Origin of the sequence: Deinococcus peraridilitoris DSM 19664 (assembly GCF_000317835.1) — a bacterium.
GTDB classification, from domain to species: domain Bacteria; phylum Deinococcota; class Deinococci; order Deinococcales; family Deinococcaceae; genus Deinococcus_A; species Deinococcus_A peraridilitoris.
Map to the genome: position 1 here is coordinate 3365049 of NC_019793.1, position 17647 is coordinate 3382695.

The 17647-nt window shown below is 63.9% G+C and carries 17 protein-coding genes; 6 read left to right on the top strand and 11 right to left on the bottom strand.

Annotated features, from left to right (window positions below):
- Nucleotides 1–58 precede the first annotated feature (58 nt).
- The 6 genes from DEIPE_RS16345 to DEIPE_RS16370 form a co-directional block, all read right to left on the bottom strand.
- On the bottom strand, nucleotides 59–379 hold the full coding sequence (locus tag DEIPE_RS16345; RefSeq protein ID WP_015237082.1) for a hypothetical protein: 321 nt from the start codon (nucleotides 377–379) through the stop codon (nucleotides 59–61).
- A 95-nt stretch (nucleotides 380–474) separates the two neighbouring features.
- A complete protein-coding gene (gene infB, locus DEIPE_RS16350; protein ID WP_015237083.1) occupies nucleotides 475–2277 on the bottom strand; it encodes a translation initiation factor IF-2 in 1803 nt (600 codons plus the stop codon).
- A gap of 51 nt (nucleotides 2278–2328) precedes the next feature.
- Nucleotides 2329–2613, bottom strand: coding sequence for a YlxR family protein (locus DEIPE_RS16355; protein WP_015237084.1), 285 nt, complete (start codon nucleotides 2611–2613; stop codon nucleotides 2329–2331).
- A gap of 32 nt (nucleotides 2614–2645) precedes the next feature.
- Nucleotides 2646–3839, bottom strand: a complete 1194-nt coding sequence (nusA, locus tag DEIPE_RS16360) for a transcription termination factor NusA (protein ID WP_015237085.1) — start codon at nucleotides 3837–3839, stop codon at nucleotides 2646–2648.
- 46 nt (nucleotides 3840–3885) lie between these two features.
- Complete coding sequence (gene rimP / locus DEIPE_RS16365) at nucleotides 3886–4332, bottom strand: ribosome maturation factor RimP (RefSeq protein ID WP_015237086.1); 447 nt, start codon at nucleotides 4330–4332, stop codon at nucleotides 3886–3888.
- A 337-nt stretch (nucleotides 4333–4669) separates the two neighbouring features.
- Complete coding sequence (locus DEIPE_RS16370) at nucleotides 4670–5266, bottom strand: septum site-determining protein MinC (protein WP_015237087.1); 597 nt, start codon at nucleotides 5264–5266, stop codon at nucleotides 4670–4672.
- A 102-nt stretch (nucleotides 5267–5368) separates the two neighbouring features.
- Between DEIPE_RS16370 and DEIPE_RS16375 the strand changes: the two genes are divergently transcribed.
- A complete protein-coding gene (locus DEIPE_RS16375) occupies nucleotides 5369–5749 on the top strand; it encodes a S1 RNA-binding domain-containing protein (protein WP_015237088.1) in 381 nt (126 codons plus the stop codon).
- A gap of 111 nt (nucleotides 5750–5860) precedes the next feature.
- Here the strand turns inward: DEIPE_RS16375 and hpt are convergent, their stop codons facing one another.
- Nucleotides 5861–6388, bottom strand: a complete 528-nt coding sequence (gene hpt, locus DEIPE_RS16380; RefSeq protein ID WP_015237089.1) for a hypoxanthine phosphoribosyltransferase — start codon at nucleotides 6386–6388, stop codon at nucleotides 5861–5863.
- 84 nt (nucleotides 6389–6472) lie between these two features.
- On the opposite strand from hpt, the gene trpC reads away from it, so the two are divergent.
- Nucleotides 6473–7243 (top strand): indole-3-glycerol phosphate synthase TrpC, encoded by a 771-nt coding sequence (gene trpC / locus DEIPE_RS16385; RefSeq protein WP_015237090.1) that lies wholly within the window; start codon nucleotides 6473–6475, stop codon nucleotides 7241–7243.
- A 63-nt stretch (nucleotides 7244–7306) separates the two neighbouring features.
- The gene (locus DEIPE_RS16390; RefSeq protein WP_015237091.1) at nucleotides 7307–8146 is read left to right on the top strand and encodes an ion transporter; all 840 of its coding nucleotides are present in this window, start codon (nucleotides 7307–7309) and stop codon (nucleotides 8144–8146) included.
- A 129-nt stretch (nucleotides 8147–8275) separates the two neighbouring features.
- Here the strand turns inward: DEIPE_RS16390 and DEIPE_RS16395 are convergent, their stop codons facing one another.
- Both DEIPE_RS16395 and uvrA read right to left on the bottom strand, forming a co-directional pair.
- A complete protein-coding gene (locus DEIPE_RS16395) occupies nucleotides 8276–8815 on the bottom strand; it encodes a hypothetical protein (RefSeq protein WP_015237092.1) in 540 nt (179 codons plus the stop codon).
- On the bottom strand, nucleotides 8812–11823 hold the full coding sequence (gene uvrA, locus DEIPE_RS16400) for an excinuclease ABC subunit UvrA (RefSeq protein WP_015237093.1): 3012 nt from the start codon (nucleotides 11821–11823) through the stop codon (nucleotides 8812–8814). Before uvrA ends, DEIPE_RS16395 begins: the two co-directional genes overlap by 4 nt.
- A gap of 244 nt (nucleotides 11824–12067) precedes the next feature.
- Between uvrA and ispG the strand changes: the two genes are divergently transcribed.
- The 3 genes from ispG (at nucleotide 12068) to map (ending at nucleotide 14593) form a co-directional block, all read left to right on the top strand.
- Nucleotides 12068–13291, top strand: a complete 1224-nt coding sequence (gene ispG / locus DEIPE_RS16405) for a flavodoxin-dependent (E)-4-hydroxy-3-methylbut-2-enyl-diphosphate synthase (protein ID WP_015237094.1) — start codon at nucleotides 12068–12070, stop codon at nucleotides 13289–13291.
- On the top strand, nucleotides 13291–13704 hold the full coding sequence (locus tag DEIPE_RS16410; RefSeq protein ID WP_015237095.1) for a DUF4259 domain-containing protein: 414 nt from the start codon (nucleotides 13291–13293) through the stop codon (nucleotides 13702–13704). The genes ispG and DEIPE_RS16410 overlap by 1 nt, the downstream gene beginning before the upstream one ends.
- 127 nt (nucleotides 13705–13831) lie before the next feature.
- Entirely contained in the window at nucleotides 13832–14593 is a 762-nt protein-coding gene (map, locus tag DEIPE_RS16415) for a type I methionyl aminopeptidase (RefSeq protein WP_015237096.1), read from the top strand.
- 61 nt (nucleotides 14594–14654) lie between these two features.
- Here map and DEIPE_RS16420 read toward each other — a convergent pair whose 3' ends face one another.
- Nucleotides 14655–15842: a protease complex subunit PrcB family protein gene (locus tag DEIPE_RS16420; RefSeq protein ID WP_015237097.1), complete on the bottom strand. Its 1188-nt coding sequence runs from the start codon at nucleotides 15840–15842 to the stop codon at nucleotides 14655–14657.
- A 71-nt stretch (nucleotides 15843–15913) separates the two neighbouring features.
- Nucleotides 15914–17542: a DNA repair protein RecN gene (locus DEIPE_RS16425; RefSeq protein WP_015237098.1), complete on the bottom strand. Its 1629-nt coding sequence runs from the start codon at nucleotides 17540–17542 to the stop codon at nucleotides 15914–15916.
- Nucleotides 17543–17647 lie beyond the last annotated feature (105 nt).

The window sequence follows — 17647 nt, forward strand, 5'->3', positions numbered from 1 at the left end:
GGTGGACGCCTGAATTGGTGGATTCGTCGATGCGAACCCGACATCGGTAGGCCGGTGCTCAGCCTCCGCCAAGCTGCCGCACGCTGCTCAGCGCGCGCGGACGCGGATGAAAACCGGCTTCCATGCGCGCGCGTGGCCCGGATTCGTCGTGCGTTCCCGGCCAGGTGACTGCGAGCGTGCCGGGAAGTGCTCCTGCATCCTGCAAGTTGACGGAGGGCACGGCAACGACCGCGCGGAACTCCGGCAGCGGCGCCGGGGCCAGGCTTGGGGTGTTGCGAGAGGTCGGGCCGTCATGAGGTGCGAGGCCCGCGAAGACCGCCAGCACCGAAAGCAGCGCCAGCAGGCGCTGCCAGGTTTGGTGCCGAGGTCTGGACTTCATGCGCTCCCAATGTAGCGCGATCCGCCTGACGCTGCGTTAGCACACAAGAAGCGGGATGAGAGCAATGCCCACATCCCGCTTCTTGTGTAAAGCACTCAGGAGGTGATTTCCACCATCTCGCTGGCTTCGATGATGTCGCCTTCCTGCACGTCGTTCCAATCGAAGTTCACACCACACTCGTAGCCCGCCTGCACTTCACGGACGTCGTCCTTGAAGCGTTTGAGACCGGCGATGGTGCCTTCGTAGACGACCTGTTTGCCGCGGGTGACCTTGGCGCGCGCATTCCGGCGCAGCAGGCCATCTTGCACGTATGATCCGGCCACAGAGCCTGCCTTGGGGTGACGGATGACCATGCGCACTTCGGCGCGCCCCAGGTAGCGCTCCTCGAAGACGGGTTCCTGGGTGCCCTTGATCAGGCGGTCCACCTCGTCGATGAGTTCGTAAATGATGCGGTAGGTCTTGAGTTCAATGCCTTTCTGGGTGGCGACTTTCTGTACGCCCGGGGAGGGCACGACCGAAAAGCACAGGATCGTCGCGTTGGCGGTGGAAGCCAGCAGCACGTCGCCTTCGGTGGGCGCGCCGATGCCGGCGAGCATCACGTTCAGATTGACCTGCTCGCTGGTCTTGCGCGCCAGAATGCCCTGAATGGCTTCGACCGAACCCTGGGTGTCGGCGCGCAGCACCAGGTTGATCTCGCGCACTTCACCGCCCGCCCCGAAGATGTCGTCAAGGGTCATGCGGCGCTTCTCACGTGCCTGCTCGCCGTCGCGGCGCACGGTGACGCGGCTTTGCACCATCTCGCGCGCTTCGTGTTCATTGCGGGCGCTGGCGACCATATCACCGGCGGTGGGCGCTTCACTGAAGCCCAGAATCTGCACCGGCGTGCTGGGGCCGGCGTCCTTGATCCGTGCGCCGAGTGAGTCGGTCAGGGCCTTGATCTTGCCGTAACGCTCGCCCACCACCAGGAAATCCCCGACGCGCAGCGTTCCTTGCTGCACGATGACATTGGCCAGCACGCCCATCTGGCGGTCGACGCGGCTTTCCACCACAACGCCTCCCAATTCAGCCTTGGGATCAGCGCGCAGGTCCTCGAGTTCGGCGACCAGCGAGATCATTTCCAGCAGGTCCTCGACGCCTTCGCCGGTGCGGGCTGAGACACCCACCACGATGGTGTCGCCGCCGAACTCTTCGGGAACCAGGTTCTGCGCGATCAGGTCCTGCTTGACCTTGTCGATGTTGGCGGTGGGCAGGTCCATCTTGTTGATGGCGACGATCAGGGGCACTTTGGCAGCCTGCGCGTGCGCGATGGCCTCACGGGTCTGCGGCATGATCGAGTCATCGGCGGCCACCACGATGATGGCGATGTCGGCAACGTTCGCACCACGCGCCCGGATGCTCGTGAACGCTTCGTGGCCAGGCGTATCGATGAAGACGATCTTGCCCTTACTGGTCTTGGCCTCGAAGGCACCGACGTGTTGGGTGATGCCGCCTGCTTCCTTGGCTGCGACGCGCGTCTTGCGAATGTAGTCGAGCAGGCTGGTTTTGCCGTGGTCGACGTGGCCCATGATGGTCACGACCGGCGCGCGGTGAGGTACTTCGTTTTTCGGGGCCGTGTCCCTGGGCGCCACTTCCCGTTCGACGGTCGCGGTGGGCGCGCCCTGGTTTTGCAGCGCAGGAGCGCTGTCACCCTGCGCGCTGGGCGTCGTGGCTGTGGGGGTGGTGGGCGTGGCGCTGTTTTTCTCTTCGGCAAGAATTGTTTTGATGGCTTCGACCGTTTCTTCGTCCAGCGTTGAGGATGATGATTTGAACTGGACGCCCAAATCACTCAGGATCTCGAGCATCCGACCGCTGTCTACACCAAGGTCTTTGGCGAGTGCGTAAATGCGTACTTTTGACATGTGAACCTCCGGAATAGGGCGCGCTCGTGGCCGCGTGGGCCGGGCGCGCCTTTACGACCTGCGCATGATCATTGTCTCGTGACTCGCGACTTCGCGCGCTGAGCGCGCTTTCAATTGCTCGCTGAGCGCGGGTGCGCTCGTGCCCAGACGCCGCAGCTTTTTTTCCGCCCAACAGCCCACGTCATCCGCGCACACGTACGCGCCGCGACCCGTGCGGTGACCGGCGAGCAGCTGCCAGCCCCGCGGCGTGCGCGTCAGACGCAGCAGCTCACCCTGTGCCCGCTTGCGGCGGCAGGCAATGCAGGTACGCTCTGGGATGTGTGTGGACGTGGGCATCAGGCCTCCTGAGCTGATGTACTGATTGCTGCTCAGTCGTTCAGCTCGGTGTCGCCCTCGGGTGAGGCGCTCGCGACCGTTTTGGCGTCCTTGAAGAGGGCGTCGAAGGCCGCGCGGGCACCCGAGGTCGTTTCGCGTGGGGCGTCCTGCTCCTGCATGACCTGCGCGAGTGCCTCGTCGAGATCACTGACCGCCTGGGTTTCTTTCAGATCGATCTTGAACCCGGTCAGTTTGGCAGCCAGGCGCACGTTCTGCCCACCCTTGCCGATGGCGAGCGACAACTGGTCGGAGGTGACGGTGACGGTGGCCTCCTTGGCGTCGCCGTTCACCTCGATGATGCCGACCTTGGCCGGCGACAGGGCGTTGCGAATGAACTCACGCGTGCTGGCGTCCCACAGGATCACGTCGACGCGCTCACGGCCCAGTTCTCCTGTAACCGCCTGGATGCGGTTGCCACGGTGTCCGATGCAGGCGCCGATCGGGTCCACGTTGGAGTTGCGGCTCCACACGGCGACCTTGCTGCGCTGGCCGGCTTCACGCGCGATGGCCTTGACCTCCACCACGCCTTCGGCGACCTCGGGAATTTCCTGCTTGAGCAGGTACTCCAGCAGCCGCTCGTCGGCCCGGCTGGCCAGAATGGTCGGGCCTTTGGGCGTCTTGCGCACTTCCTTGAGGTAGATTTTGACGCGGTTGCCGTTGAGCAGCCGCTCGCCGGGAATCTGTTCGCGTGGAGGCATGATCGCCTCACCGGCGCCGAGTTCCACGAAGATGTTCTGCTTGTTGTCCATGCGCACGACCGTGGCGGTCATGACCTGGCCTTCCTTGTCCTTGTACTCGTTGAAGACGACGTTGCGCTCCGTCTCGCGCATTTTCTGCGTGAGGGTCTGCTTGGCCGCCTGCAGCGCGATGCGGGTGAACTTCTCGCGCTCCACCGGGAATTCCATCTCCATGCCGATCTCGACTTCCGGGTCGAGCTCCAGGGCGTCGGCGAGGGAAATCTGTAAATTTTCGTCCTCAAGCTTTTCGACGACTTCCTTCACGACCAACACTTCGAGTTCGCCGCTTTTGGGATCGAGGTGCACTTCGATGCGCTTGTCGGGTTCGACGTTGCGGGTGTAGGCCTGGGCGAGCGACTGCTCGAAGGCTTCGATCAACTGCATTTCGTTGATGTTTCGGGCCTGCGCAACTTCACGCAAGGCGTCCACGAAATTGAATTCTGCCGACATGAACATGTCCTCCTGATCACCGGCCCTGCCAGGGCCGGTGACCGCACTAACGGTGAGACGGCGGAAACTCCGCCAGGTTTGCCTGGATATCCGAAGCTCGCAAGGTCAGGTGCTCGCCGTTCAGGTCGAAGGTGACCTCCTCGCCCTCGACGCCGAGAATGGGAGCAGTGAAGCTGTGCCCGCCACCACGCACCTTGGCTTTCAGACCGACCATGCGTTCGAAGTGGCGCGGACGCCTCAGCGGGCGTTTGGCGCCGGGAGATTCGAGTTCCAGACGGTACTCGCCCTGAATGGGATCGAGCCGGTCGAGCTCCAGCGAAAGTACGTCACTGGCCGTTTGCAGGTCTTCGACCGTGACCGGTTGCTCGTCGAGCCGGTCGATGCGCACCAGCAGCGTCGGCCGCTTGCCGGGATTTTGAAGGTGCACTTCGAGCACCTCGAACCCCAACGGGGACAGGACTTCGTGTGCGATGTGTTCCAGATTGCTGCTCATACGTGGTCTCCGGGAAGTGAATGGACCCGCGGGCGAGGCTTGGCGTGCCTCACCAGCCGCCTTGTAGCACGAAGACGCTTCAGGTTTTGTGTCATAGGGATGGCGCGGGCGGATTTCTCCCGCCAACACGCCGTGGTTCACCCCTTTCGTCCTTTCCACCCGAAGTTGCGCGCTGCAGTTCGGGTGGCGTGGTGCTGCCTCACGAAAGAAGGGTGGGCCACCGCCCACCCCCCGACAAGAGGAATTGCCTTCATAGTATAGCCTGGAAAGCTTATTTTGGCGATTCGGGGCAGTTCCTGGGTCTGCTGGGAAGCAGCGCGCTCAGCCGTGCGCCGCGTCAGGAGCGGACGCTGTGCGATTCGATGACAATCGCGCCTTCGTGCAGACGTGCGATCTCGGCGTGCCCTTCCTCGATGCGGCGCATGCTGGCGAGCGCATTGTCTTCCGGAGCGCGTGCCATGGCGTCACCCAACCGGATCTGCGGCGAGGCAATCGGGCGGGCCCACACGATGGCGTCCTGCTTGCCGCCCGCACCTGCGTGCACCACACCGCGCAGCGCGCCCATGACGATCACGTCACCGCCGGCGATCACGGCCGCACCCGGGTTCACGTCTCCCAGAATCACCACACTGCCCTTGTACTCTCCGCGAAAGCCCGCGCGGACGCTGTGCGGTACGATGACCGTGCGGGCGCTGGCGTCGGATTCGGGTGTCGGAAGCCGCCCGGCGCGCAGTCGGTGAATTTCTCCTCCTGCAGCCCGTACGACGTTGAGCGCTGCTTCCACCGCGGCCACGTCGACCTCTCCTTCGAGTTCTACCGTGACATGCTCGGCGAGCAGTTCCCGCTTGCCGAGGAGCGCTGCTTCAATGCTCTGGGCCGAATCGCCCGCTTCGATCAGGAGGTTGAGGCCGCCCAGTGTGCCACGCAGTTTCATTGTTTTCACTTTATCAAGAGATCAGTCTCAGGCGTGCCCGCAGCCCGCTTCATTTTCTTGTAGTAGGATAGGTCCGTATGCAAGATAGGGAGGACCTTGACGGTGCAACTTGATTCCGGCGCGGTGGTCGAAGGACGCGTGACGCGCGTAACCGACTTCGGTGCCTTCATTCAGTTCGAGAACGGCGAAACTGGGCTCGTACACATTTCGCAAATCGCGCACAGCTTCGTTCGCTCGGTGAGTGACCACATCAGCGAAGGCCAGACGGTCGAGGTGAAAGTCCTGGGCCGTGATGAAAAGGGCCGCCTTGACCTGTCGATCAAAGAACTGCTCGACGAACCCGAGGAAGTGCCGCGTCCGCGTGCCATCGGTCGCCAGTCCCCACAGTTCGAGGCCAAGCTTCGCTCGTTCATGCGCGACGCCAAAGAACGCACCGGTGGGGGAGATAAAAAAGGTGGCGTCAAAAAGGGCGGACGCAAGTAAGCATCAGCAGTGAAAGAGAGTGGAGGGCCCTTTCGCCCTCCACTCTCTTTGTTGCAAGCCCGGCACCGGGTCGATCCCTGAAAGAACAACGCCCCACCGGGGCGGCGGGCGTTATTCCTGCGAGGTGATGAATGGCAGGTTGCGGTCAAACTGCGCCCGGTCAAGTCCATACCCGTACACGAACGCGTCGGGGATGGTGAATCCCAGATAATCGACCGGGACTTCCACCTTGCGTCTTGACGGCTTGCTCAGCAGGGCAGCGACTTTCAGCGACGCCGGGCCGCGTCCTTCGAGGTAGTGCAGCAGGTAGTGCATGGTGATGCCAGTGTCGACAATATCTTCCACGAGGATCACGTGACGGTTCGAGAGGGGCAGGCTGAGGTCCTTGACCAGCCGTACCTCTCCGCTCGACTGCTTGGCGTTTCCGTAACTGGAGACGGCCAGGAAGTCCACGGTCAACGGCATGGACAGAGCCCGCACCAGGTCGGAGTGAAACAAAAAGGCGCCGTTGAGGACGCAGATCAGGTGCGGCTCCTTACCCTCGTAGTCGCGGGCGATCTGGGCACCGAGGTCACGAATGCGTGACTGCAGCTCTTCGGTCGAAATCTGAACGGGTCCGTTCGACGGGGCAAACGTCATTGTGGAATCGTATCACCGCCGGGGCAGCACGTCATGCCCACGGCGTCCGGTCGACCAACCTGACGGGCGCTCTATACTCACCGCATGAACCTGTCTGCCGTGCCCGGCGTCCTCGGGCGCATTGCCCGCGAGCGCGCCGACGACTACCGTGACGCCGCGTTCGCACCCGGAGGGCCGGTCCAGCGCACTTACCCCTTTCGGCGCGCCATCACCGGCGGCTCCATCGCGCTGATCGCTGAAGTCAAGCGGGCCAGTCCCAGTCAAGGTCACATTGCCGCCCTCGATCCGCTGGAGGCGGCACGTGCTTACCGGCAGGGTGGTGCGGCCGCCATCTCCGTGCTGACCGAACCACGTCACTTCGGTGGATCGAACGAGGCCCTGCAAAGTGTCTCACGGGCGCTGGATTTACCCACGTTACGCAAGGATTTCGTGGTCCACAAGGCCATGCTCGCCGAAGCGGCCCAGTGGGGCGCGGGTGCCGCACTGCTGATCGTGGCCGTGCTGGGTGAGGACACGGCCGAGTACCTGCAGGTGGCGCATGTGTTGGGCCTTGACGCCCTGGTCGAAGTGCACGACGAGCGTGAGCTCGACCTGGCCATCGAGGCTGGGGCCGAGATCATCGGCGTGAACAACCGCGATCTCACCACCCTCGAGATCGATCTCGCGACGTCTCCACGCCTCATCCGTCGGGCACGGGACGCGGGATACGGTGGGACACTGGTGGCTGAGAGCGGCTACCACCGACGTGAACAGATTCAGGAGTTGCAGGGGCTCGCCGACGCGGTGCTGGTAGGCAGCGCGCTCGCCGCTTCCGGCGATCTGGCGCGGGCGTCACGCGAGTTGCTGGGCGCATGATGACCGCCCGGCGCACACGATGAAGTGCTGCAGCGTGCACCGGATTGGCTTTACACTTCGAAGGTGAACGGCCGAGACACGAGAAGTGCCTGGCGGCGTGCGCTGGGTGACGTCATCTTCGGGCTGGAGACGCCCGCAGCGCGCGCTTTTGATGTCGCGTTGATCTGGCTGATTTTTGCCAGTGTGCTGGCCGTCATGTTTGAAAGCGTGCCAGAGATCAACCAGCAGTTCGGTCGAGCACTGCGCCTCTTGGAATGGTTTTTTACGGCCGTATTCACAATCGAGTACCTGCTGCGTCTTCTTTCGGCACGGCGCGCCTGGAACTACGTTCGCAGTTACTACGGTCTGATCGACCTGCTGTCGATTCTGCCGTCCTACCTGAGCCTGCTGGTTCCCGGCGGGCAGTATCTGCTGGTCGTACGCGCCTTGCGGCTGCTGCGGATGTTCCGGGTCTTCAAGATGCTCCGCTACCTGTCCGAAGCCAATGTGCTGGGCGTCGCGCTGCGTGAAAGCCAGTCGAAGATCACGGTGTTCCTGGTGACGGTGCTGACTTTGGTGACCGTTTTCGGCACGGCCCTCTACCTGATTGAAGGCCCGGCAGGCGGGTTTACGTCCATTCCCATCAGCATTTACTGGGCGGTTGTCACCCTCGCGACGGTGGGGTACGGCGATATCGTTCCGCAGACCTGGCTCGGCAAGCTGGTGGCGACATTGGCGATGCTGCTGGGTTACGCGATCATCGCGGTTCCGACCGGCATCGTGACGGTAAGCCTGGCCCGGGCGCAACAACGCCGCGAGGACCGGGCCTGCGAACAATGTCATCTTCCCAGACACGAGTCCGACGCTGTTTACTGTCGGCGTTGTGGTGCGCTGCTTCCGGAAGGCAGCGTTTCGGCCCCTTGACCGCTTGGCATGCAGCAACGTGCTGCTCCATCCGGAGCTCCCACTGCATCAGGCTGACGAGCCTCGCGGATTGTGCCGAATGCGAAAAGCCCGCCTCGAACAAGGCAGGCCACACTGCTTTGGTAACACTTACGCCATGCGGCGTTGCGGCAATACGAAGTGCCGGACGGCGGCCAGCGACACACCGATGACCGCGGGCCACAGGGCCCACGAAAAGAACGTCCGGCTGGCCGGCAGCGTCAGTGAAGTGTCCAGCTGGGGCGCGAGCATGCGCGCCAGCAGGATGGGCAGCACGAACGCACCCAGGGCGAGCGGCAGCGCCAGCAGCCCACCCGCGTGTTTCACCAGCAGCAGCGCGACGAGCCCGGAGCACACCAGCGGAAAGACAACGCTCCATTCCGGGGGGGCGGCGGTCAGGTTGAGACGGCCTTCCAGCAGCGGGGCCAGCAACGGCGCGACAAGCGGCAGTGCTCCGGCGACCGCGCCAGTATAGCCGAACCAGCCTCCGCACTCGTCGAGAATCAGGGTCAGCAGCACCCACGCGCCCAGCTTGACCGGCCAGTCCAGGGTGGAGAACAGCAGCACGGTCAACAGCACCAGGCTGGAAAGCCCGACGAGCCAGGCCCTCAGGCTGCCTGCTTCCCGACCCTGCCGGGCGGTCAGGGTCATCCGGCCACCTTCTCACGCTTGGCGCGCGTGCTCTTGGGTTTGCTCTCGATGACCGGCACCGCTTCGGGGCGGGGTGCTGTCGGCGTGATGCCCGGCACCCGCGAGAGGTACGCCCCGGTGTGGCTCGTGGGGTGCGCTGCCACCTCTTCCGGCGTGCCGATCGTGACAATCTCACCTCCGCGAATGCCACCCTCCGGCCCGAGGTCGATCAGCCAGTCGGCGGTCTTGATGACGTCGAGGTTGTGCTCGATGATCAAAAGGGTATTGCCCGCTTCGACCAGCCGCTCCAGCACGCCCATCAGGCGCCGGACGTCCTCGAAGTGCAAACCGGTGGTGGGCTCGTCGAGAATGTAGATGGTCTTGCCCGTCGCGCGCTTGGAAAGCTCCGAGGCCAGTTTGATGCGCTGCGCCTCGCCGCCCGACAGCGTGGTGCTGGGTTGACCGATCTTCATGTAGCCCAGACCGACATCGCACAGCAGCTGCAGTTTGCGCTCGATGTTCGGAATCGCCTCGAAGAACTCGCGCGCGGCCTCTACCGTCATGTCGAGCACGTCGGCGATGCTCTTGTGGTTGTACTTCACCTCGAGCGTCTCACGGTTGTAGCGAGCGCCCTTGCACACCTCGCATGGCACATAGATGTCGGGCAGGAAGTTCATTTCGATCTTCATGACCCCGTCACCCTTGCAGTTTTCGCAGCGTCCGCCCTTGACGTTGAACGAGAAGCGCCCGGCCTGGTAACCGCGCCGCCGCGCCTCGGTCGTGCGGGTAAACAGGTCACGAATTTCGGTGAAGACCCCGGTATAGGTGGCGGGGTTGCTGCGCGGCGTGCGACCGATCGGGCTCTGGTCGATCTCGATGACCTTATCGAGGTTGTCCATGCCGTCCAGACCGTCGAACTTGCCGGGGCTGGTCTTGGCGCGGTTGAGGTCGCGTGCCAGGGTGGCGTGCAGGATGTCGTGAATCAAGGTCGACTTGCCGCTGCCCGAAGGGCCGGTCACGACCGTCATGGTGCCCAGCGGAATTTCGACGGTTACGTTACGCAGATTGTGCTCGCGTGCGCCACGAATGCGCAGCTTCTTGCCGGTGCCGCGGCGGCGGGTGGTGGGCACCTCGATTCGGATTTCACCTCGCAGATACTTGCCGGTCAGGCTGTCGGGGGCCGCTGCGATGTCCTGGGGCGTACCCACCGCGACGACGTCACCGCCGTGAACGCCTGCGCCGGGACCCATGTCGACCACCCAGTCGGACTCCATCATGGTTTCCTCGTCGTGCTCCACGACCAGCAGGGTGTTGCCCAGGTCGCGCAAACTCTTGAGGGTCTGGATCAGGCGTCCGTTGTCCTTGGGATGCAGCCCGATTGAGGGCTCGTCGAGTACGTACAGCACGCCGGTCAGGCCGCTGCCGACCTGCGTGGCCAGCCGGATGCGCTGCGCCTCGCCGCCGGACAGCGTGTTGGCAGTACGGTCGAGTGACAGGTAGTCGAGGCCGACGTCCACCAAAAACTTCAGGCGCGTGCGGATGGCCTTCAGAATCGGCGCTGCCACTGCCGAGCCGAAGCCGCCCAGCTGAAAGTCGAAGCTGCGAGGCGGAGCGACTTTGGCAGTGCCCCCCTTGCCGGTCTCCAGAAACCCGACGATGTCCGTTTCGCCTACCAGGCCATCCTGCAACCGGCCGAAAAAAGCGTCGGCTTCCAGCACGCTCATGTTGCTGGTCTGGGCAATGTTCACGCCGCCGACCCGCACCGCCAGAATCTCGGGCTTGTAGCGGGTGCCACCGCAGGTCGGGCACTCGACCATCTCCATCAGTTCCTCGAGCTTTTCGCGCATGTAGTCGCTCTCGGTTTCGGCGTAGCGGCGCTCGAGGTTGACAATGACACCCTCGTATTCGGTCATGAAGCGCATGGTTTCCTTGCCGCCCCGGCGGTACACCACCTCGAAAGGTTCTGGCAGACCGCGCAAAATGGTGCTCTGCACCGTGGCGGGCAGATCGCGCCAGGGCGACTTGAGGTCGAAACCCAGGTGCTCGGAGAGGGCGCGCAGCTTGTCCCAGTAGTACACGCCGCCCCCGGTGCCCTTTTTGCTCCAGGGGATGATGGCGCCCTCGGCAATCGAGAGGTGCTCGTCGATCACCGCGTCGGCGGAGAACTCCAGCTTGCTGCCCAGACCGGCGCAGTCCCCGCAGGCGCCGTAAGGATTGTTAAAGGAAAAGGAGCGCGGTTCGAGTTCTTCAAGCACGCTGCCGTGTTCCGGGCAGGCGAACTTCTCGGAGTACAGCTCTTCCTGGCCACTGTCGGGAAAGAGCACCCGCAGCAGTCCTTCGCCGCGCCTGAGGCCCAGCTCCACGCTTTCGGCGATGCGGCTGCGGTCGCCTTCCTTCAGCACCAGCCGGTCGACCACCACGTCGATATCGTGCTTCTCGAATTTTTCGAGCTTCAGCTTCTCGGCCTCGTCGATGTCGTAGATGGTCCCGTCGACCCGCGCGCGCGCGAACCCCTCGCGCTTGAGGTCGGCGATCATCTTGCGGTACTCACCCTTGCGCCCACGCACGATGGGCGCGAGCAGAATGGTGCGGGCGTCGGGGAAGTGCGACAGCAGCTTGTCGGTGATCTCGCTGGGGCTCTGGCGCTCGATCTTGCGACCACAGACCGGGCAATACGGTGTGCCGACCCGGGCGTAGAGCAACCTCAGGTAATCGTGAATTTCGGTGACAGTGCCCACCGTGCTTCTGGGATTGTGGCTGGTGGTCTTCTGGTCGATCGAGATCGCCGGCGAGAGTCCTTCGATGGCGTCCACATCGGGCTTTTCCATCAAGCCGAGGAACTGGCGCGCGTAGGCGCTGAGCGACTCGACGTAGCGGCGCTGCCCTTCGGCATAAATGGTATCGAAAGCGAGCGTGCTCTTGCCCGATCCCGACACCCCGGTGATGACCACGAATTTGTTGCGGGGCAGCTCCACGGTGACGTTTTTGAGGTTGTGCTCTCGCGCACCGCGCACGATGATGTTGTTCAAACTGACCTCTCCCTTGAGGTGTATGGACCCAGGCGGGTGGGATGAATCTTCAAGTACGGTGCCAGCATAACACTGGTCGTGACTTTCAAGCTCAACATGCAAAAAACAACATCGCATTCTAGCACCCGGGATCAGGGTGTTGAGAGGCCGCCTTACCTTCTGCAAGGCAGCCGAACAGCCCGCGCTGCCGGAAATGGCGAGGTTGGCGCTTTCTGCCTTCGGCGGAGCGCACTAGACTGCACGCATGATTCAGCGCCGCCAAACCGTCACAACCTGGGTGGGCCGGGTTCCTGTCGGGTCCGCCCATCCGGTCGTGGTGCAGTCCATGACCAACACCGACACGGCCAACGCCGAAGCGACGGCCATTCAGATCGCGCAGCTGGCCCGCGCGGGCTCCGAAATCGTGCGTGTCACCGTGAACAACAAGGCTGCGGCCAGCGCCCTGCCCGAAATCGTGCAACGACTGCACGACGTGGGCGTGGACGTGCCCGTCGTGGGCGATTTTCATTACAACGGTCACATCCTGCTGCGCGAGCATCCTGAGGCGGCGCGTCTGCTCGCCAAGTACCGCATCAACCCGGGCAACGTCGGTGCGGGTCAGCAACATGACCGGAACTTCGCCACCATGATCGAGGTCGCCAAGGAGTACGGCAAGCCGGTGCGCATAGGCGTGAACTGGGGCAGCCTCGATCAGGGGGTGCTGGCCCGGATGATGGACGAGAACGCCCGGTTGCCCCATCCCCGCAGTGGTACTGACGTCATGATCGACGCGATGATCGTTTCGGCGCTCGAAAGCGCACGTTTTGCCGAAGAACTCGGTTTGGGGCACGACCAGATCATCATCAGCGCCAAAGTCAGCTCCGCGCCGGAGCTGTGGCAGGTGTACCGGCTGCTGGCCGCCCAGTGCGACTACCCGCTTCACCTCGGGCTCACCGAAGCGGGCATGGGCATGAAGGGTATGGTCGCTTCCAGCGCAGCCCTCGCGCCCCTCTTGCTGGAAGGTATCGGCGATACCATTCGCGTGTCGTTGACGCCCGAACCGGGAGCCTCACGCAAACTCGAAGTCGAGGTGGCCCAGCAGATCCTGCAGTCGATGGGCATCCGGCAGTTCCTCCCGCAAGTCACGGCCTGCCCGGGATGCGGACGCACCACCAGTTCGTTCTTTCAGGAACTGGCTCAGCAGATTCAGGGATACATCGCCCTGCGCATGCCCGAATGGAAAAGTGCGCATCCGGGTGTCGAGGCAATGCAGGTCGCCGTGATGGGATGCATTGTGAACGGCCCCGGCGAGAGCAAGCACGCCAACATCGGCATCAGCCTGCCCGGCACCGGTGAAGATCCCCGTGCGCCGGTCTATCAGGATGGGGCGCTGCTCACGACCCTGCGCGGTCCGACCATCGTGCAGGACTTTCAGGCGCTGCTCGAAGCCTATGTTGAGAAGACTTACAGCGAACGGGTGCCGGGCTGATGGGCCGCGCGGATGGCGTGTGGGGCGTACAACCGTTCGAAAACGACGATGCCCAGACCTTTTTGGCCGAAGTGCTGGAAGACGGCCCTGTGGCCATCGAAGAGGCCATTGACGTCGCGCTGGACGCCGAGGACGATCTGCAGGCGCCGGAAGGCGCACGCGCGGTCGCGGCCCTGGCCCTGCTGGGGGCTATCCTGACCGGGAACGGCGAAGGCTTGCCGGCCGATCTGCGCGCCTGGGTCACGCAGTTTCCGCCCGAGACGCTAGAATCCCTGCGCGCGCCCGCACTGACGGTGCTCGAGCTGGTCGATGGCGAAACTTCGGAGTTGCGAGAGCGCTGGCAGGACGCCGAGGGCTACCTCGCCTGGCAATCCAGCCTGAATACCCTGCGTGCGCGCCTGACCGATCGGTGAGGAAGGAGCTGGGCCACTGCCCGGCGAGTCGTCCATGTTAGCCTTCTCGTGACGGGTCCGCCGGAACGTGGGACCGCACGCCGAACTCTTGCGTCCAGCGGCGCATTCCGCTTGGAGGAACACTTACATGGCCCGCATCGTCCTGAAAAACCCACGTGAGATCGAGGCGCTTCGGCAAGCCAACCATCTCGTCGCGCAGACCTTCGAGGTGCTCGAACCTCACGTCAAACCCGGTGCCAGCCTGGGAGAGCTCGACCGCATTGCCGAAGACTTCATTCGCGCGCAAGGCGCCATTCCGGCTTACAAGGGCTACGCGCCCAATGGCGTGCCCTTCCCGGCAACCATCTGCGCCTCGGTGAACGAGGTGATCTGCCACGGCATTCCTTCGCAGCGCCGTCTGCGTGAGGGCGACATCATCGGCGTGGATATCGGTGTGAAGCTGAACGGCTTTTTCGGCGACGCGTGTTACACCTACGTGGTAGGAGGCGTGAATCCGCAGGTCCGTAAACTGGTGGACACCACCCGCGAATGTCTGGCAGCCGGGCTCGCCGTCATCAAGCCCGGCGCGCGCACCGGTGATATCGGTCACGCCATTCAGACGCTGGCCGAGTCGCGCGGTTTCAGCGTGGTCCGCGAGTATACCGGTCACGGCATCGGGCAGCGCCTGCACGAAGAACCCACCATTTACCACTGGGGCAAGCCTGGGAGCGGTCTCAGGCTGGTCGAGGGCATGGTGTTCACGGTGGAGCCGATGATCAATCTCGGGCGGCCCGAGACGCGCCTGCTGGGCGACGACTGGACCGTCGTGACCGCCGACGGCAAGCCCAGCGCCCAGTTCGAGCACACCATCGCCGTGACCGCGCAGGGTGTCGATATCCTGAGCCTGTAAGCCGGACCACGCGGAAAGGCGGAAGGCCAAAGCCTTCCGCCTTTTGCGGCTTACCGGTTCTTCAGTTCGTCTGTGCCAGCGTGCGGCCCTGAGGGTCTTGCACCACGACGCGCTGGAACGTACCCGGTACCTGAAAGGCCACCCACGGGCTGGTGAGGGCCTGGGTCGTGATGGCCCCCTCGCCCGGCGACGTGACCTCGACAGTGACCATGAGCGTCGTTCCGTTCGCGCGAGTGGAGAGCACACGCACGCCGTAGCCGCCCGTGGGGCGCTGACCGAGGAAAAACGCCACCACCGAGTTGCTGGCAAAGGTGACCGAGGGAACGGCCGGGGGGGGCGACACGTTGCCGTTCGCGGTACTCCAGAGGCTGCCCAACTCTGAAGGTGAACGCGCGAGTCTCACGCTGGCCTGCTGTTGTTCGTAGGCGCTGTAGGCACCCCGGCCGAGCTCGCGGATGTTCAATTGACCTCCCGAAAGAGTGCTGCCCGAGGCTGTACCCGAGGCGGGTGGAGTAGCCGGAGCGGGCGTGACCGGTGCTGGCACGCGCGGCGCGGGCACCGATGTGACTGGCGCTGCCACACCTGGAGCCGGAGCGGGCGCGGCAGTCGTTGCCGTGTTGACCTGACTTTGCAAGAACAGCGCCGTGCGCAGGGTATTTTTCGGTTCGGGCTGAGCTTTGAGGGGCGCGTCGGGCACCTCGGCTTCGGGAATGACTGCGACGGCCAGCTGGCCCTGGCCTTGCAGCGCGTTCGCCAGAGCGTCGGCTTCGGCTTCAGTGAGTTTGCCGGCGCCTCGCAGGCCACGCTGCTCCTGAGCGCTGACGCGCACCAGGCTTCCGGCCTGCAGACGCGAGGACAGCTTGTACCACGCCGTGCCGTCCGTGAAGTATACGCCCTCCACGTTGGCGTTGGCCTGGACGATGAAGTTCATCCCGTTCTCGCGGCTGACGGTCACCTTGCGGCCGACATTGCTCGTCGGTGTGCGCAGTGTCGCGCGGCCGTTGATGCTGAGGGTGCCGTTGATGGCGAGTGGGTCGGGTACCTGCGGGCGAAGGGTCAGCTGCTGCTCGCCGAGTTTGACTTCACTTTGCGCAACACCGTTCAGACTGCCGTAGACCCAGCCGATCCGCTCGGTAGAGGCACCGTAAAGCAGGGCCTCGTGGACCTCGAAATTGTTGGGGCCGTTCATGCTGCAAGCGCCGAGGAGGACGGCACTCAGCAGGAAAAGGCCGCTGCGTTGCTTGTTCATGGTCGTAGCTTAATGTTCGAAACTGACGCGTCACTGAATGTTTTCTTCACGCCAGGCAGCGTCTGTACGCTTCAACTGAGTGCCCCCAGCAACTCGCGGGCGTGCTCACGGGCCGCCGCAGAGTCGGTACCGCTCAGCATGCGGGCAATTTCGGCTTCGCGTTCGTCGGCGTTCAGGGCGCGCACGCGGGTCAGGGTGCGCCCACCTTCGAGGTATTTTTCGACCTTGTAATGATGGTCGGCGCGTGCCGCGATCTGCGCCAGGTGGGTTACGACCAGCACCTGTCGCTCGAGCGCCAGCTGGGCGAGCTGCGCGGCGACTGCATTGGCCGCCGCTCCACCAACGCCCGCGTCAACTTCGTCAAAAACCACGCTGGGGGTGTCGGCGCCCAGAACGGTGCTGACGGCCAGCATCACACGCGACAGCTCCCCACCGGACGCCACATCTGCAAGGTGTCCCAAAGATTCGCCCGGGTTGGCGCTGAAGCGCAGTTCGACGTTTTCCAGTCCGTAGGGTGCGGGTTCAGCCAGTTCACTCAGGGCGAATTCCAGGCGGGCGTGGGGCATACCGAGTTCACGCACGACGCTTTGCAGATTTCGCGCGAGTTTCGGGGCGACGGCGGCGCGGGCCCGGCCCAGCGTCTCGCCACAGGTCTTTACCTCGCGGGCCAGGCGGTTGACTTCACCTTCCAGGCTGCTGGCGTCGTGCTCGTCACGCCGCAGTGCTGTCAGCTGATCGGCAATTTCGGCGCCGTAGTTGAGCACGTCCTTCAGCGAGGGACCGTATTTGGCCCGCAACTTGGACAGCTGCGTGATGCGTGTCTCGATGCGTGCCACGTCCTCGGGATCGGGGGCGTTGTCCTCGGCCACGGAAGTGAGTTCCAGCGAGACCGCCTTGAGGGCTTCGTAGGCCGTGCGAAGCTCATCTTGCAGTGCAGCGAGATTGGCGTCATACTTGGCCGCTGCCCCCAGGCTGCGTATGGCTTCCGCGACCAGCCCCTGGGCGTTGACTTCGGCGTCGGAAAGCAGCTCGATGGCGCCCGCCGCGCCTTGCGCGATGGCTTCCAAATTCGACAGTCGGGTCAGCTGCGCCTCCAGCGGCTCTTCTTCACCCACGACCGGCGAGACTGTCTCGATCTCGTTGAGCTGGTATTCGAGCAGGTCGATCTGCCGTGCGCGCTCACGTTCGCTCAGCCGCAGCTGCTCCAGGCGCTCTTGCGCTGATCTCCAGGCGCCGTAAGCCGCCTGGTAGGTGCTCATCTCACTGCCCTTGAGCGTGCGGTCCAGCATGGCGCGCTGATGCGCCGGGGACAGCAGGCTCTGGGCCGAGTGCTGCCAGTGAATGGTGAGGCGCTCGGTCGTCCACTCTCCCAGCTCCCGCAGGCTGACCACCTCACCTTGAAGGCGAGCCGTCGAGCGCCCCGCGGCAGTGACGCGGCGCGAAGCTACATCCTCGCTCCAGAATCCACTGACCAGCAGATCCTCGGCGCCACTGCGCACGAGGTCGCTTCCTCCCCGCGTGCCCAGCAACAGACCCAGCGCGTCTACAATGATACTTTTCCCCGCCCCTGTTTCGCCGGTGAAGACGTTGAAGCCGTTTCCCAGGTCCAGGTCGAGTCGCTCGATGGTGGCCAGGCGCTGGATTTCAAGTCGGTGTAGGCGGGGCACGCGATCAGTATAGGGCGGCCCACAGCGCGGCATGTCGCCAAATGCACCCTCTGGCCGGCCTGAAGACAGCACCCGTAATCGGCGGTCAGACCAATTGTTCAGCGCGCTCCGGCATGACGCGTTGCTTGCATGCGTAAA

Excerpts from the sequence above, each read along its gene's own strand:
- trpC (WP_015237090.1), top strand. The coding sequence starts at position 6,473 with ATGAACCTGTCTGCCGTGCCCGGCGTCCTCGGGCGCATTGCCCGCGAG.
- hpt (WP_015237089.1), bottom strand. The coding sequence starts at position 6,388 with ATGACGTTTGCCCCGTCGAACGGACCCGTTCAGATTTCGACCGAAGAG.
- nusA (WP_015237085.1), bottom strand. The coding sequence starts at position 3,839 with ATGTCGGCAGAATTCAATTTCGTGGACGCCTTGCGTGAAGTTGCGCAG.
- DEIPE_RS16410 (WP_015237095.1), top strand. The coding sequence starts at position 13,291 with ATGGGCCGCGCGGATGGCGTGTGGGGCGTACAACCGTTCGAAAACGAC.
- infB (WP_015237083.1), bottom strand. The coding sequence starts at position 2,277 with ATGTCAAAAGTACGCATTTACGCACTCGCCAAAGACCTTGGTGTAGAC.
- ispG (WP_015237094.1), top strand. The coding sequence starts at position 12,068 with ATGATTCAGCGCCGCCAAACCGTCACAACCTGGGTGGGCCGGGTTCCT.
- map (WP_015237096.1), top strand. The coding sequence starts at position 13,832 with ATGGCCCGCATCGTCCTGAAAAACCCACGTGAGATCGAGGCGCTTCGG.
- DEIPE_RS16420 (WP_015237097.1), bottom strand. The coding sequence starts at position 15,842 with ATGAACAAGCAACGCAGCGGCCTTTTCCTGCTGAGTGCCGTCCTCCTC.
- DEIPE_RS16370 (WP_015237087.1), bottom strand. The coding sequence starts at position 5,266 with ATGAAACTGCGTGGCACACTGGGCGGCCTCAACCTCCTGATCGAAGCG.
- DEIPE_RS16355 (WP_015237084.1), bottom strand. The coding sequence starts at position 2,613 with ATGCCCACGTCCACACACATCCCAGAGCGTACCTGCATTGCCTGCCGC.
- rimP (WP_015237086.1), bottom strand. The coding sequence starts at position 4,332 with ATGAGCAGCAATCTGGAACACATCGCACACGAAGTCCTGTCCCCGTTG.
- DEIPE_RS16425 (WP_015237098.1), bottom strand. The coding sequence starts at position 17,542 with ATGCCGCGCTGTGGGCCGCCCTATACTGATCGCGTGCCCCGCCTACAC.
- DEIPE_RS16345 (WP_015237082.1), bottom strand. The coding sequence starts at position 379 with ATGAAGTCCAGACCTCGGCACCAAACCTGGCAGCGCCTGCTGGCGCTG.
- DEIPE_RS16395 (WP_015237092.1), bottom strand. The coding sequence starts at position 8,815 with ATGACCCTGACCGCCCGGCAGGGTCGGGAAGCAGGCAGCCTGAGGGCC.